The sequence below is a fragment of the Bradyrhizobium sp. B025 genome (assembly GCF_042257955.1).
Lineage (GTDB): Bacteria > Pseudomonadota > Alphaproteobacteria > Rhizobiales > Xanthobacteraceae > Bradyrhizobium > Bradyrhizobium diazoefficiens.
The window spans coordinates 1521699-1535901 of sequence record NZ_CP170150.1 but is presented as its reverse complement, the minus strand read 5'-3'; the positions used below and the strand labels follow the sequence as shown (position 1 = coordinate 1535901).

Annotated in this window: 12 protein-coding genes; 5 read left to right on the top strand and 7 right to left on the bottom strand. The window is 58.9% G+C overall.

The window, feature by feature from the left end; all coding sequences use genetic code 11:
• Positions 1 to 988: 988 nt before the first annotated feature.
• From ACE10W_RS07055 to bioB, 5 genes are all read right to left on the bottom strand, one after another.
• Positions 989 to 2254, bottom strand: a complete 1266-nt coding sequence (locus ACE10W_RS07055) for an adenosylmethionine--8-amino-7-oxononanoate transaminase (RefSeq protein WP_018646903.1) — start codon at positions 2252 to 2254, stop codon at positions 989 to 991.
• Positions 2251 to 2886 carry a dethiobiotin synthase gene (gene bioD, locus ACE10W_RS07050; protein WP_011084893.1) on the bottom strand — a complete coding sequence of 212 codons (636 nt, stop codon included), beginning with the start codon at positions 2884 to 2886 and terminating at the stop codon, positions 2251 to 2253. The genes ACE10W_RS07055 and bioD overlap by 4 nt, the downstream gene beginning before the upstream one ends.
• Positions 2883 to 4037: an 8-amino-7-oxononanoate synthase gene (locus ACE10W_RS07045; protein WP_018646904.1), complete on the bottom strand. Its 1155-nt coding sequence runs from the start codon at positions 4035 to 4037 to the stop codon at positions 2883 to 2885. Before ACE10W_RS07045 ends, bioD begins: the two co-directional genes overlap by 4 nt.
• Before the next feature lie 75 nt (positions 4038 to 4112).
• On the bottom strand, positions 4113 to 4466 hold the full coding sequence (gene panD / locus ACE10W_RS07040; RefSeq protein WP_018646905.1) for an aspartate 1-decarboxylase: 354 nt from the start codon (positions 4464 to 4466) through the stop codon (positions 4113 to 4115).
• 50 nt (positions 4467 to 4516) lie between these two features.
• Positions 4517 to 5512, bottom strand: a complete 996-nt coding sequence (gene bioB, locus ACE10W_RS07035) for a biotin synthase BioB (RefSeq protein ID WP_018646906.1) — start codon at positions 5510 to 5512, stop codon at positions 4517 to 4519.
• 114 nt (positions 5513 to 5626) lie between these two features.
• On the opposite strand from bioB, the gene ACE10W_RS07030 reads away from it, so the two are divergent.
• The 4 genes from ACE10W_RS07030 to ACE10W_RS07015 all read left to right on the top strand — a co-directional run bounded on the left by ACE10W_RS07030 (position 5627) and on the right by ACE10W_RS07015 (position 8857).
• On the top strand, positions 5627 to 6262 hold the full coding sequence (locus ACE10W_RS07030; protein ID WP_018646907.1) for a GntR family transcriptional regulator: 636 nt from the start codon (positions 5627 to 5629) through the stop codon (positions 6260 to 6262).
• 136 nt (positions 6263 to 6398) lie between these two features.
• A complete protein-coding gene (locus tag ACE10W_RS07025; protein WP_018646908.1) occupies positions 6399 to 6716 on the top strand; it encodes a Dabb family protein in 318 nt (105 codons plus the stop codon).
• A 153-nt stretch (positions 6717 to 6869) separates the two neighbouring features.
• Entirely contained in the window at positions 6870 to 8264 is a 1395-nt protein-coding gene (gene pabB / locus ACE10W_RS07020; protein WP_026312597.1) for an aminodeoxychorismate synthase component I, read from the top strand.
• Positions 8261 to 8857: an aminodeoxychorismate/anthranilate synthase component II gene (locus tag ACE10W_RS07015; protein ID WP_018646910.1), complete on the top strand. Its 597-nt coding sequence runs from the start codon at positions 8261 to 8263 to the stop codon at positions 8855 to 8857. Before pabB ends, ACE10W_RS07015 begins: the two co-directional genes overlap by 4 nt.
• Positions 8858 to 9527: 670 nt before the next feature.
• On the opposite strand, the gene ACE10W_RS07010 is transcribed toward ACE10W_RS07015, so the two are convergent.
• Entirely contained in the window at positions 9528 to 10001 is a 474-nt protein-coding gene (locus ACE10W_RS07010) for a hypothetical protein (RefSeq protein ID WP_011084884.1), read from the bottom strand.
• Positions 9998 to 10147 carry a hypothetical protein gene (locus ACE10W_RS07005; protein ID WP_231166578.1) on the bottom strand — a complete coding sequence of 50 codons (150 nt, stop codon included), beginning with the start codon at positions 10145 to 10147 and terminating at the stop codon, positions 9998 to 10000. The genes ACE10W_RS07010 and ACE10W_RS07005 overlap by 4 nt, the downstream gene beginning before the upstream one ends.
• Before the next feature lie 466 nt (positions 10148 to 10613).
• Here ACE10W_RS07005 and ACE10W_RS07000 point away from each other — a divergent pair, with 466 nt between their 5' ends.
• On the top strand, positions 10614 to 13424 hold the full coding sequence (locus tag ACE10W_RS07000) for a DUF5695 domain-containing protein (RefSeq protein ID WP_038959897.1): 2811 nt from the start codon (positions 10614 to 10616) through the stop codon (positions 13422 to 13424).
• Positions 13425 to 14203 lie beyond the last annotated feature (779 nt).

Sequence of the window (14203 nt, the reverse complement as noted above, 5' to 3'; positions counted from 1 at the left end):
CGCGTTTCTGGGCTGATTGCAGTCTCTCCAAACGGTGACGGCGACCGGACCGAGCGCAGATGCGCGCAGTGGGGACTTCGTCTTTAGGGCACATCTCCGTGTCTGCCCGCTAGGGGGACTCGTGAGACTCCTGCTTCGGCGCCTGCGCACCGAGCAAAGCAAACGGATGGCAGGCCAGGAACGTCCAAAGGTGACAGGCCGCCGTAAGCGCAGCGAGAGTCGCGGTCGAGTAGATGTCGTCGCGAACGCGCTCAGACCGCGCCAGCCTGCTGGCCCTGTAGGCCGTGAAGTCGATTATTTTCGCCGATGTTTCTGTCACTTGATTTCCACGTGCTCTAGAGGGCCACTCGAATTCTCTGACCAGGGCCGTACCGGCACAACTCAGTCCATTCCTAAGCCGCTCGAAGCCAACGAAGCCATTTCTGATCGGCCTCCCGCCGCGCCTTGAAGCGGTTGACGCATCTCTTCGAGCAAAGAGCCGTTCGCCAGCAGTAATGGCGGATCAGCCCAAACTTTCCGCCGCATATCGCGCAGCAAGTGGCTGAATGGTCGAGGGAATTACGGAAGCCAATGTGCATTCTCGCCTCCTGTCAGACATTTACCTGGGAAGCCCCGCTGCCCTCTGACCACAGCACCACGCGCGCACCGAAGGTGCGGCCCGCCCGGCGGTCCGTCTTCCTGGTTGTTGCAGCCATCAAGAGCCTTGACTCTGATGTGCGGCTGCCTCGCGAAGCAGTACTTTCCGCAGATAGCCTCGCCGAGAATTTGGTCAAGATAATTGATTTCTCTATCGTGATTTACGCAATTCGCTCGACATTTCGGTCAAATGCTGCGCCTTGCATGACTAGCCCGCAGAATTACTGCGGCAGTTGGATCGGGAGCGCTTAAGTTGGGGGCTGCATCCTCGTTGCACTATCAAAAGCAGCAATACGGGCACTTTCCCTTCCAAGATCCTGTCACTGCAGACGATCGCACAGTCTCGTGCATCTCACATCAGCAAGTCAGCAGCGTCGCGGATGGCAGTATAGATTTCATCAAGATCGGCCGCCGTAACGCAGTAAGGCGGCATCACGTAGATCGTGTTACCGAGTGGGCGTAACAGCAGATCCCGCGCTTGGAAGAAAGCCAAAAGCCTCGGACCGATGTCCGCCAGATAGCCGGCATCGCGCGTGTTGAGTTCAACCGCTGTGACTGTTCCTGTGCGCCGCACGTTTGCGAACCGTGAATCGAGGCGGAACGGCGCGAGTGCCTGTTCTTGCATCCTCGCCAAGGATGCCAGCCGCCAGCGATACTCCTGATCCTGCCATAGGTCCAGATTAGCCTTGGCGGCGGCACAGGCCACTGGATTGGCCGTATATGAGCTCGAATGAAAAAACGTACGCGTGCGATCTTCAGAATAATGCGCATCGAAAATATCGGCACGACACAGTGTGACGGCGAGCGGCAGCGCCCCAGCCGTGAGGCCTTTCGAATAGCAAGCAATATCGGGCGTGACATCGGCCTGCTCACACGCAAACAAGGTACCCGTCCGGCCCCAGCCTGTCATGACCTCGTCCGCAATGAACAGGACGTCAAAGGCTTCGCAAATCCGCTTCATCTCTCTTAGCACCGAGGGCGAATACATCAGCATTCCACCGGCACCCAATATCAGGGGCTCCACGATAAAGGCTGCGGGATGTTCGTTTCGACACGCGTTTTCAAGCGCATCGAGAGCTCTTTGCTCACAATCTCTTGCCGGGAACGGAATCGAGGTCACCTCGAACATCAGCGCCCCGTAGGCCGCATTGAAGATGCCTCGGCTACCTACCGACATCGCCCCGATCGTGTCGCCATGGTACGAGTGCTGCATCACCACAATTTTGGTTCGCTCTCTTCCGGTATTGCGCCAGTAGCCGAGCGCCATTTTCAGCGCGACTTCGACGCTGGTGGACCCGCTATCGGAGAAGAACACATGTTCGAGCGCTGCGGAGGTGACCTTCAATAGTTCCGTCGCAACCTGCTCAGCCGGGTCGTGAGTGTATCCGGCGAAGATGACCTGGTTGAGCTTGCCTGCCTGTTCTCGGATCGCGTTCACGATGCATGGATGGCAATGGCCGTGGGTCACGACCCACCAGGAGGAGATTGCATCGATAAGGCGTCGGCCATCTTCGGTGTAGAGATAGGCCCCTTCTCCCCGGACCACCTTCGTCATGTCCCGCTGTAGAGCATGCTGCGTGAACGGATGCCAGATCGGCGACCTCTTAGCTGTCTTCATAGGTTCAGGAAATCGCTGCTAACAAAGGAGTCTTTGAAAGCGGCCTGCAGCCTATCGTTTGTGAGGGGAACAAGCCACGGGAGCCGTCCCAACCAACGCACTCTCCCGATCTCGCAAACCGCGCTTTCAGTTTCGGCGTTTCTTTCGCCAATGAACGCAATCCCAAGGATTCGAATCTGACGCTTCCGCAGAGCCTCTATGGAGAGCAGGGAGTGATTGATTGTGCCCAGTCCCGTCCTTGCGCAAAGCACGACGGGAAGCTGCCAGCGCTCGAAGATGTCGATGTAAAGCGTGCGCGCTGTCAGCGGCACCATGAGTCCGCCGGCGCCTTCGATCACGAGTCGCCGCTCGCCGCTGTCCGGCAGTCCAAGCGTCTCTGTATCTATGCGAACGCCGTCGATCTCCGCTGAGTGATGGGGCGACGCGGGCGTCCGAAGTCGATAGAGCTCCGGGACAATCCGATCGGACGAGAGGCCACCGAGGCGGCGGATGCACTCGGAGTCGATCTCTTGTTCGAGTCCAGCCTGGACCGGCTTCCAGTAATTCGCGCCGAGAAGCCCGGCGAGCCCTGCGGAGAATACCGTTTTGCCGACGCCGGTGTCCGTACCAGTCACGACGATCCGTTTATTCATCGAAACGAGCCCCTCGTCACCTCAACCAGCGCATCGAGCATCGCGCGCACGTCCGCTTCGCCAACATTGAGTGTCAACGAAATTCGCAAGCGGGCGGTGCCTGCAGGGACGGTTGGCGGCCGAATTCCGCGGATATCGAAGCCGCGCGCCTGCAGAGCAGAGGCAAGTCGCATTGCATGAGCATTGTCACCTACGATGTAGGGCACGATCTGAGAGGTCGATGGTGTGCGCAAACCAAGCGAGGTGATCTGCCGATGCGCGAACGCAACGAGTTTGGCCAGCCGTTGCTGCCGCTCCGGCTCTTTCTGCAGGGTGAGGAGTGCCTCTCGAACGGCAACGGCCATCAATGGTGATGGGGCGGTGGCAAAAATAAACGGACGGCAGCGGTTGACCATGAAATCGCGCAAGATGCCGGAGGCCGTAACAAGTGCACCCGCCGCACCGAGCGCTTTGCCGCAGGTATGAACGACGATGAGATTTTCGCGCTTGTCATAAGGGGCCGTGAGCCCTCGTCCTTGATGCCCGTAAGCGCCTGTGGCATGTGCCTCGTCCACGATCAGAAACGCGTCTTGGCGATCGGCGATTGCCACTAGCTCTTCGAGTGGAGCGAAGTCGCCATCCATACTGTAGAGACTTTCGGCCACAATCCACACGCGGCCCGCTCCACCTTTGTTTCGCCAGGCGCGAATTGCGTCTTCGACTGACTGGGGATCATTGTGCGCGTGAATTCGACACTCTGCGCGACCGGCCCGCGCCCCCTCGTGAATACTGGCGTGCACGAGCGAATCGAGAACGAGCAGATCGCCGCGCTGCGGGAGCGTTGTCAGGAGGGCAAAATTTGCGATGTAGCCGCCTCCAAAGAAAAGCGCTGCCTCCGCGCCAAAGAACTGAGCCGCTTCTGTTTCGAGCCGTTCATGCTCCTCGCAATTGCCGCGCAGAAGCCGCGACCCGCCGGCTCCAACCGGAGTGCCCGCCTCGAGCGCGGCGACCATCGCCTTTTTGATGCGCGAGGCGTTCCCGAGCGCCAGATAGTCGTTCGATGCGAAATCGATCCCCACGCGCGGCTTGAGGCAGCGCAGCCGTTCATCTTCATTCAAGGCATTCAACGCTGCGACGTAGGGACTAAGTCTAGCTATTTGGATCGACCGCATTCATCACTCCGAGGATCGCATCAAATCGCGCAAAAATGCGTTGGCCGTTTAAGAAGGAAGGATGGCCCGTTAGGTTCAACTTGCCAGGATGCGATTGTCTCGGTCCACACGCACAATGCGCGGCTTGAACATCTTTGCTTCGGCCTCGTCGAATGAGGCATATTCAACGATAATGATCTTGTCTCCGGGCATCACCAGTCGGGCGGCCGCACTGTTCAGGCTTATCGTGCCAGACATCGGCGGCGCCTCGATCACGTAGGTGGCAAAGCGCGTCCCCGTTTCGACATTGTAGATTTCGGCGCGCTCGTTGATCACCATTCCTGCTGCCTCCAGGAGCGTACGATCTATCGAGATCGAGCCTTCATAGTGCAGATCGGCTTCGGTCAATGAGGCGCGATGGATCTCGCCCTTCATCAAAGTTATCTGCATTTCTCACCTAGGCTGGATGTAGGGGCAACATATTGCGCGCACTGCTTCCGTCAGGCGAGCCCGGACGTGATGCCGAGCCGGGCCAGCAAATCCGCGTCGCGATCAACTTTCGGGTTTTTGGTGGTCAAGAGCACGTCGCCGACAAAGATTGAATTTGCGCCGGCCAAGAAGCAAAGCGCCTGCAATTCATCGGTCATGTATTGCCGCCCGGCGGACAAGCGAACCACACTCCTCGGCATAATGACCCGCGCGGTCGCCAGCAGCCGGACCAGCGCGATCGAATCGGGAGGCTCCGCGGTGTCTTCCACCGGCACGCCGCCAATCTTGTTCCACAGGTTGATCGGCACGCTTTCGGGATGGTTGGGAAGATTGGCGAGCAACACGAGCATACCTAGGCGGTCCTCGACGCGCTCGCCCATGCCGATAATCCCGCCGCAGCAGATCTTGATGCCGGCATCGCGCACATGCGCCAGCGTATCGATGCGGTCCTGCAGGCTGCGGGTGGTGATGATCTTGCTGTAAAACTCGGGCGATGTGTCGACGTTGTGATTGTAGAAGTCAAGGCCGGCCTCGGCGAGGCGCGCGGCCTGCTTCTGTGTCAGCATGCCGAGCGTGACACACGTTTCCATGCCGAGACCTTTGACCGCGTTGACCATGTCGCAGACAGAATCAAGATCGCGATCTTTTGGCGTGCGCCAGGCCGCGGCCATACAGAAGCGCGTGGCGCCGGCATCCTTCGCGCGCTGTGCGGTCGCAACCACATCGGCGCAACGCATCAGGCGGGTCGCTTTCAGGCCGGTCGCATAATGCGCGCTTTGCGAGCAGTAGCCGCAGTCCTCCGGACAGCCGCCGGTCTTGATGCTGAGCAGGCTCGCAGTTTCGACGTGGTTTGGATCGAAGTTCTTGCGATGAGCGCGCTGCGCCTGAAGCATCAGGTCGGCAAAAGGAAGGTCGTAGAGCGCCTTAACCTCTTCGACGTTCCAATGATTACGAACCCGCGCCCCGTTGCTAGCTTCCTTCCGTTGGACTTGCACAGCAGCATCCATAACCCAATCCCGCTCAATTGTAGATAATCGCGTGAATTATCTATAGTCATCGCTCTCGAAGAGATGCTAATCGAGCTGCCTCGCAAATGCACCGATTATTGCGGTAGATAATCTATGATCACTGCTGACAACATGACGATGGTCGCGCGCATCGCGGACTCAATCGCTGAGCGCATTATCAGCGGCGCCTTAGCGCCAGGCGCACCACTCCGTCAGGATCACGTTGCACGAGAATTCAATTCCAGCCACGTCCCCGTGCGCGAGGCCTTTCGGCACCTGCAGGCACAACATCTTGTTGTCGCTGTGCCGCGTCGCGGTGTTCGGGTTGCCCCGCTCGATACCCGTTCAGTGAAAGAGATCGCCGAAATGCGCGCCGCGCTCGAGGTGGTGGCATTGCGCCATTCGGGGCCAAGGCTGACAACATCTCATTTGGCTCAAATCGAGCTCGCCCTAATCGAAGGAGACAATGCAAAGACGATCGAGGAGTTTGAGATGGCCAACCGCGCCTTTCACCAAGCCTTGGTCGCGCCGTGCGGAATGCCGCGTCTGCTCGCGAGCCTCGATGGATTGCAGCTTGCCAATTCTCGATTGGTGTTCGCGATGGCGCGATCGGCGGGCTGGCGACCGCGCTCCAATCAAGATCACCGCCTGATTCTGCAAGCCTTGCGAACGCGCAACGTCGATCACGCCTGTAACCTGCTCACGCGGCACATTCAAACCATTGAGCGCCTTGCCCTTCCGGCGCCCTGAGCAAATCTGGCAAGCTTCATTGCCGGATCGCCGACGATTGCAAGCGACGATCATGCGGCAAGCGACTAGCCTCATTGCAACCGGCTCTATTCCCAGATAGTTATGGCACCCGCTAGCGACATCTCCACGGACCGCCATGATTCGTCACATCGTCTTCTTCAGCGCCAAGGACGAGGCGCATATCGACCAGATCATCGAAGGTCTTTCGCTTCTCACCACGATACCACATGCGCGCCGGCTTGAGGTTGCCCGCAACCGCAAGACCGATCAGCTCGGCAACGATATCGACATCGTGGTCTATGGTGAGTTCGACAGCGAGACGGAGCTCGCAGCGTACAAAGCGCACGAGCTCTACCAGGAGTCGATTAAACGGGTCCGACCGCTCCGCGAGCTGCGGTTCGCGGCCGACTTCGATGTATCAACAGATACCCCTTTCGCCTCCACGGCAGGATGATCCTGGTGCTGTCGCAGCAAAAAGTCCGCCGCCGGGTTAACTTGGCAATGGGCCTCATGTTTCGGCCCATCGCAGACAAGCGTCATTCTCATCGGTGGGGCAACAGATGGAACGGCACCTTCACGACGTCAGCCCCCTGTGACCGATAACCCGATGTACGTTCGCGAGTTGCAGTGGGTTGAACCTGTCACGGCGATGCGACGTCTCGGGCATCGATCGCATCTCACGTTTCTCGATAGCGCGGCAAGGCACGAGCTGCTTGGGCGCTACTCATATCTAACGTGCGACCCGTTCAGCACCTACAGGGTCACGAACGGCCGAGCCAGTTGGAACGGACTGACTTTCGAGGCCGAACCATGGAAGGTCCTTCGCACGCTACTCGCGAAGTACCCGCAAGAGCATCGTCCCGATCTCCCGCCATTCCAGGGAGGAGCGGCAGGCTACCTTGCCTACGACATGAACAGGACATTGGAGCGATTGTCTGCGCCGGCAATTGCCGGTCTGGGTTTGCCCCAATCTATCTTGCATTTCTATGACGTGGTCATCAGCTTCGACCACCGGGATAACAAATGCTGGATCGTCTCGACCGGATGGCCGGAGCAGGATAGCGTGCGACGGAGCGAACGAGCGCTTCGTCGAGCCGACGAGTTTGCAGCATTGCTTGCCGGTGCAAAGGCGCCACAGAAGGGTTGTCCCAGCAAAGCGGGCGCATGGCACTCGAACTTCAGCCGCGAGGGGTACATCGCGGCGGTACAACACGTGATCGACTTGATCCTCGCGGGTGACGTGTTCCAGACGAATATTGCGCAGCGTTTCAGCACCCGCCTGTCGACCTCGTTTGATCCGCTCGCCTTCTATTGCCAGCTACGATCATTGAATCCAGCGCCCTTTGCGGCCCTGCTGCGATGGGGAAAGCTGACCATCGCATCAAGTTCGCCGGAACGATTCCTGAAACTTGAGGGGCGACAAGTCGAGACACGACCTATCAAGGGCACAATCGCGCGTTCTCCTGATTTCAAGGAAGACCAGCGCCGTGCGGCTGTTCTCCTCGCTTCCGAAAAGGATCATGCCGAGAACACGATGATTGTCGACCTTTTGCGCAACGATCTGTCACGCGTTTGCACCGCGCATTCGGTCGGGGTTCCGGCCCTGTGCAATCTCGAGTCCTATGCTTCAGTGCACCATCTCGTGTCGATCGTTACGGGGACACTTGCCGGAGACGAAGACGCTGTTAGCCTGCTCCGTGCTTGCTTTCCCGGCGGCTCCATTACGGGAGCGCCAAAGCCGCGGTCGATGGAAATTATTACAGAAATCGAGCGCATAGCGCGAGAGGTCTATTGTGGGGCGATCGGCTTCATCGGCTTCAACGGGCACATGGACACCAGTATTGCGATCCGCACTGTCACCATCGACGGCGGCCTGGCTGTGTTTCATGCGGGCAGCGGTATAACGGCCTTGTCGGAGCCCGAGGGCGAATACGAGGAAACGCTCGCCAAGGCAGCGCGAATCTTTGATGCATTTGGTTCTGAACCAGCTGGTGCATTTTGATTGTCATCGTCGATAATTACGATTCCTTCGTGTTCAACATTGCCCGCTATTTCCACAAGCTCAGTGAAGTAACGGAAGTGATCCGAAACGACGCTATCAGCATCAGCGAGCTCGTTGGTCTCAACCCGCGCGCGGTGGTCATATCGCCCGGCCCCTGCACCCCCACTGAGGCAGGAATATCGACAGCAGTAGTTCGCGAACTTTCAGGACGCGTACCAATTCTCGGCATCTGCCTTGGACATCAGTGTATTGCGAGTGTTTTCGGAGGACGGGTGGGGCGTGCGCGTCGGCCCATGCACGGTCGGCGCTCATACGTTGCGCATGACGGCCGAGGGTTATTCAAGGGGCTGCCAACCCCGCTTGAGGTCGGACGCTACCATTCACTTATCGTCGAGCTTGATCAATCATGTGCGCAGAACCTCATAGTGACAGCGCGTTCGGAGGAAGGCGAGATCATGGCCCTCACGCACGGCTATTATCCCACCTATGGGGTCCAGTTCCATCCCGAGTCGATACTTACCTCACAGGGGCACGTCCTGCTCATGAACTTCTTGCGACTCGCAGAAGATTTCCGAAACCGCGCGGCGCAATGAGAGGCTCGGCCTGCCAATCAAGATGGTGGACCGTCGGTTTTCGACGTGGTTGGAAGGCGAAGCCTCATATGGCAGGCATTTTGTGGTCATCAGCGCTGTTCCGTGCTTGGCTCTGCAGTCAGCGGCCCGCCTCCGACGGAAACCAGCCCCTGCGGTTTCGAGGGCCGGACGTCTCTCTTGGCCGGCTTGGATGTGGTGCGCGCGGGGGGCAAAGAAGCAGCAGGAGCAGGAGAAGCAACAGGCGCCGGATTCTGCAGCCCCTCGATTCTTTGGGTCAGGGTTGCGATCTGATCCGAGATCCGCCTTAGCTCGGCTTGCTGCGCATCGACGTTGCGATTGAGCTCGGCAATTTCATCGGCTGTCTTCTGCTGCCCTGATTGGATCCATAAAAGGACGTCCCTATGCTCAGGTGACAAGCAAAGCGCGCGAGGCACGACTTCGTGCGCCGGCGGCGCCTCGCAAACGTTTCGATATTCGTCAAAAAATAGGCTCCTCCGGCGCCCGGTTCGCCGCGCTTGTTAGAATCTCTTGTATTTTCTCGGCAACATTTGTTCTTTCTGGAAAGGGAATCAAGTCCTTCACTCATTCACTAAACACATTACTTTGGTCCGCTATTTGACTACGCGTTCTTGTCATTTCGCGATAAACCTTCCTTCTCTTTTTGTATCTTTCAACAATATTGCTCTGCTCCGCCGTCTTTAGCCCTCACTGAAGTACGCGCGGTAGTCTCGATGCGCGGCGAATTCGCATGGTCCTGAGCGCAGAAGGGACAGATCTCAGTCTCTTCGCCCTCGATGCGATGCATACCATCGCCCACCCAGCGTTCGTCTGCCTCGCCGATCGCAGCGAAATGTCGTTGCACTTGTGCAACGGCGAGAGCTTCCAGGTCCGGAAGATTTCGGCCCAAGAGAGTGTTGATTTCGACGACATCGAAATGTCGGCAGGCCCATCTCGTGAAAGTCGTGGTGACGTCGCAAAGCATCAGACGATTGCGCGGCAGAGAGCGCGCGCTGCCTCCGCAACCGCATCGGCAATATTTGGTGATTTCCTTGAGGGCACAGAAGTCGTCGACGCTCAGCCTGCCTCGCGCTGGTGCCGGAATGGCGCCCTCGCGAGCGCGGAGCTCACGATTAATGTTCCTCATGTCCCAAGCTGGCCTACATCCAGTCCTTCCGACGCACTACAAATCACAAAATTTACTTGCTGACCCAACCAGTCGCCTTGACCGGCAAAATGTAACAACGACTGGTGTTGCGCTGCTCTCCGTTCAGGAGCCGTGATGGCGGCCATCGGCTCGACACTCTTGCGATCGCAAGGCATCATCAGACCGGCGGAGTAATCGCGAAGCGGTTTGGCTCAGCCTCCGTCCCCGATCACGCTCGTAAAACCCTCAACATACGCCGAAAACCTCGACGCGACGTCCCCCATTTTACCCGACCCATCTCAGCCTCTCCGCACGCCGAATAGATGAGTCTTCTCAAAAATAGGAATCTTCTCGGTAAAAGCCGCGACACTCTGATTAAGTAAGACTACGCAGTAGTGAGCAGGCAGTGGAAGCCGCGCAATGTCGAGGGGCGGCGCTCGGCCGAATGCCTCAGGCGCGCCGTGAACTTTGTCATCGACCGGGTCTTTGCCATTGGCAACTAGGCCCAAGAGCAGCTTGGCCTCCTTGCGAGCAAGCTCTGGTGTCCAAGGGCACCGTGAGGACCGATGGTGACGAAGCGGTGGCAACCGAACGCTGGGTACTTGAGAACGTATGTCGCTTTGTCGCGTTGACGTTTACGGCGGGAAACGGCACGCCTTGATCATCCGTATGGAGCGATACCGGATACGGTTGATGACGAAGTCTAAAGCCATGTCTAAAGCCTGGACGTATACGCGTCGTACGATGCTGTTGGGCAGTAGCTTCTTGGGTAGCGCGTTTTTCGGGGGCGTTACGCTGCCTACACCCAATCGGCCGCAGCGCAAGGTTGCCATGGTGTTGAAGGCGGTCGACTCTCCCTTCGTCGTTGGGTGCACACAAGACGGCATTACCTCCTTGCGTTATCGTAACGATGCGTATGACACGGATTATGTTCTGCCTGGAGCCGTGCTGGGGACGGCTCACGCTAGAGTTCGGCGTGCCGGATCCGAGTGGCATACGCTTCGAACCGGCGTTGATGCAACGAAGCCGATGCATAGCGCGGCCCTTGAACTAGCAGCCCGCGATGCCGGCGTCCTTCTCACGACCCGCCTCGCAGTCGACGAGGCTGGATTGACGTGGGAGATCATGCTGCGGAACGACGGCATGGCGAGCGTGGAGGTTGGCGACCTCTATTTTCCCATGCCGATGAACACCGAATTTCCGGCAGGGCAACCGGCATCGGTGGCTGTTTTGAAGCACAGCTTCGTCTCGGGGCATGGATCGCACATCTTCTGGATTCGCGGCAACAGCACCGGCCCCTTCCTCATGCTCTTACCGGAAGCGGACACGTCACTGGAATATTGGGATGTCCACAAGGATTCGGCCGAAGCCAGTGGGACGTGGTGCGCCTACATCTTGGGCGGAGCGGCCGCCGGCGAGGCAGTGGCGGCGGGGACTCGCTGGCGACAGCCGACGCATTCCCTGTCCCTGTCGCCGGCCGAGCAACGGCGTTACCGTCTCCGCTTCCAATGGGTTGCCAATTACGAGGCGGCGCGCAGGGCTATCGCGGACGCCGGTCTGGTGGACGTGGAAGTGATGCCGGGCATGACGGTTCCCAATGACCTGCATGTCGACATCGCGCTCGCGTCCTCCATTCCGGTGGAGCGAATCGAAGCGGAATTTACCGGCGACACGGTGGTGCAACGGTTGCCGGATCGGGCTGGCAGGCGCCTGTGGCGGGTTCGCTTTTCGCGATTGGGCGAGAACCGGCTGACCCTGCACCAGCCGGGTGCGCGCCAGACATTTCTTGAATTCTCCGCTACCGAGCCCGTCGAGACGATGATGAAGAAGCGCGCAACCTTCATCGTGAAGCGGCAGCATCGTGACCCGTCCAAATGGTACGACGGTTTGTTTGGCGAGTGGAATATGGAGACGCAGGTCCTGCTTGGCCCGGACAATTACGACCGGATCAAGGGTTGGCGCATCTACGAGGTGACGTGTGATGATCCCGGGCTGAGCAAGCCCGCTTACCTCGCGACCAAGAATGCCGAGCATCCTGATGTGGCGGAAGTGGCGGCGCTGGATCGGTATATAGACACGTTCGTCTGGGGCGGGCTGCAACGTACCACACAGGAGGCATACGCCTACGGCCTCTACGGCATACCCGATTGGAAGCAGAACAGGGAAAGCAGCGATCCCGGCCCGAAGGGTCGCCTGCATATCTGGCGGCCTTATGTCTATCCGCACATCTTCGCGATGTATTTGGCCATGCACCGCATCGCGCGTGACCATCCCGCGATACCCACCCGCCAGAGCGCACGAGATTATTTGGTACGCGCCTACGGTACGGCGCTGGCCATGTTCACGGTGCCGATGCGCGTGGTGATGTGGTCTGCCTACCGCACCGGCTTCTACAACGAATGTGTGATCCCCGAACTGGTTTCGGCGCTCACGACGGCGGGCTTGACACGCGGGGCGGCGACGTTGGAGGCGCACTGGGCGCGTAAGGTGCGCGCCTTCGTCGATCCGAAGGCGGACCTGTTCAAGTCTGAATATCCGTTCGATTCCACAGCCTTCGAATCAACGCAGGCACTGGCGCGCTCGGCCCTTGACGACCCTGTCGCCATGGGGGTTTCGAAGGCGGCGGCGCGTGCCTTCTCGGAGCGTCAGATCGCTGCAAATCTGTTCTGCCGTGGCTGGCTGGAACCTGCTTATTACTATCTGGGCAGCGATTATCGCCACACTGCGGGCGACGCCTATACGCTGACTTACATGGCGCAGATGGGTGGCTGGGCGCTGCTTGATCATGCGCTGAACGATGCAGACGACCCGCATCCGCTCCTTCGTCTCGGCTATGCCTCACAACTCAGCGCGTGGGCTTTGCTGAACAGCGGCCCTGCGTCGGCGGGTCATGGCTATTGGTATCCGGGCGAGGAGAATGACGGCGCGGCCGGTGGCGGCTTCGAGCCGGCGCCGAGCGGCACCACATGGCTCGGTCAGCCGCATCACCGTGGAACGTGGTATTACTCGTGCGAGATCGACCTGGGATTTTGTGGGGCGGTCCGCGCTGCTGCGACGATCGTTGCCGACGATCCCATCTTTGGGCAGGTTTGTCACGGTGGCATCATGGAGACGTTCGCTCACACACTGCGTATCTGGCCACGTGATGGCGTGCGGCGACGGCTCAACGTGCGGCTCCAGTCTCTTCGATTGGACTTGGTGCTGCTCGACGCGCGATTCCGGGCGGATCGACCGATCATTCTGAATTTGGGGGCGGGGTGGATCAGCCTTACGCCTGAGCCCTTTGCCCCATCTGGATCGGGAGTGTCGTTCGAATTGCGGTACGATGACGGGAGAAAGCGCAAGGAAGTCATCGACATCACGGACAGCCAGCTCGTCGTCCGCTTGCCTGCGGCGCGCTTACCGCGGGTTCAGGTTCGCTAGACTCTAGTGTTGCCGATTATGGGGTGCGATCGGCACTTATGGCCTGCTGTTCCACGCGGCTTCCGAGCCGATGACGATCATCCCGGCAAATCCCGAGCATCTCGGCGCACGTATCCGCATCACCGCCGTGCTGCATACCTCGGGTTCAGCGCCCGTGGACGCTTTTCTCGCCGGAGGAGGCGCCGGATCTCCACGACCTGACCGGCGCTGCGTTAGCCCAACTATACGCGCTCTACGAGACGACGGCCGCGCAAGGCGATCTCCGCGTCAGCAAACAGGTCCGCGCGGTTCACCTGGAATCACAGAACTTAAACTGAAAGTCGCTGACGAAGGATACCTCGCCAATATCGGTCCCGGTCGGCTTACGCGTTCGCGTGCCGCTTCTGGCGTTCTTAAACGATCGAAATTTACTGCTGCGCCCGCTTGGGGAATACGATCTACGTCGTGCCCCCGTCTTGCGTCACAGCGGCAGACCTCGACGAAATCTACACCGCAATAAATGATACAGCCGATGAGCTGGTATAGAGGGGCCGCAATCTATCCCCGAAAACACGCCAGTGCCGATACTCTGTGGAGTGACGCAGAACGTGTAATCGCCGGAGAGACCTGTGAGAGCCTCGATCCCAACCCGCAGGAGCAAGGATATCGTCTGAAGACTAGAGCGGCGTCAAATGAAGAGTGCTCTCGATGAGAGCGCTCGGGAGCACAGATCGATCTCAAATATCTTCGAAGCGACGAGCCCGTTCCGCACTGTCTTTCCACCTGTTGAGGCAGCAAGG

What these genes read in the sequence shown, in the direction of transcription:
- ACE10W_RS07055 (WP_018646903.1), bottom strand. Translation starts at nt 2,254, where the DNA reads ATGAAGACAGCTAAGAGGTCGCCGATCTGGCATCCGTTCACGCAGCAT.
- bioD (WP_011084893.1), bottom strand. Translation starts at nt 2,886, where the DNA reads ATGAATAAACGGATCGTCGTGACTGGTACGGACACCGGCGTCGGCAAA.
- ACE10W_RS07045 (WP_018646904.1), bottom strand. Translation starts at nt 4,037, where the DNA reads ATGCGGTCGATCCAAATAGCTAGACTTAGTCCCTACGTCGCAGCGTTG.
- panD (WP_018646905.1), bottom strand. Translation starts at nt 4,466, where the DNA reads ATGCAGATAACTTTGATGAAGGGCGAGATCCATCGCGCCTCATTGACC.
- bioB (WP_018646906.1), bottom strand. Translation starts at nt 5,512, where the DNA reads ATGGATGCTGCTGTGCAAGTCCAACGGAAGGAAGCTAGCAACGGGGCG.
- ACE10W_RS07030 (WP_018646907.1), top strand. Translation starts at nt 5,627, where the DNA reads ATGATCACTGCTGACAACATGACGATGGTCGCGCGCATCGCGGACTCA.
- ACE10W_RS07025 (WP_018646908.1), top strand. Translation starts at nt 6,399, where the DNA reads ATGATTCGTCACATCGTCTTCTTCAGCGCCAAGGACGAGGCGCATATC.
- pabB (WP_026312597.1), top strand. Translation starts at nt 6,870, where the DNA reads ATGTACGTTCGCGAGTTGCAGTGGGTTGAACCTGTCACGGCGATGCGA.
- ACE10W_RS07010 (WP_011084884.1), bottom strand. Translation starts at nt 10,001, where the DNA reads ATGAGGAACATTAATCGTGAGCTCCGCGCTCGCGAGGGCGCCATTCCG.
- ACE10W_RS07005 (WP_231166578.1), bottom strand. Translation starts at nt 10,147, where the DNA reads ATGGCCGCCATCACGGCTCCTGAACGGAGAGCAGCGCAACACCAGTCG.
- ACE10W_RS07000 (WP_038959897.1), top strand. Translation starts at nt 10,614, where the DNA reads ATGTCGCTTTGTCGCGTTGACGTTTACGGCGGGAAACGGCACGCCTTG.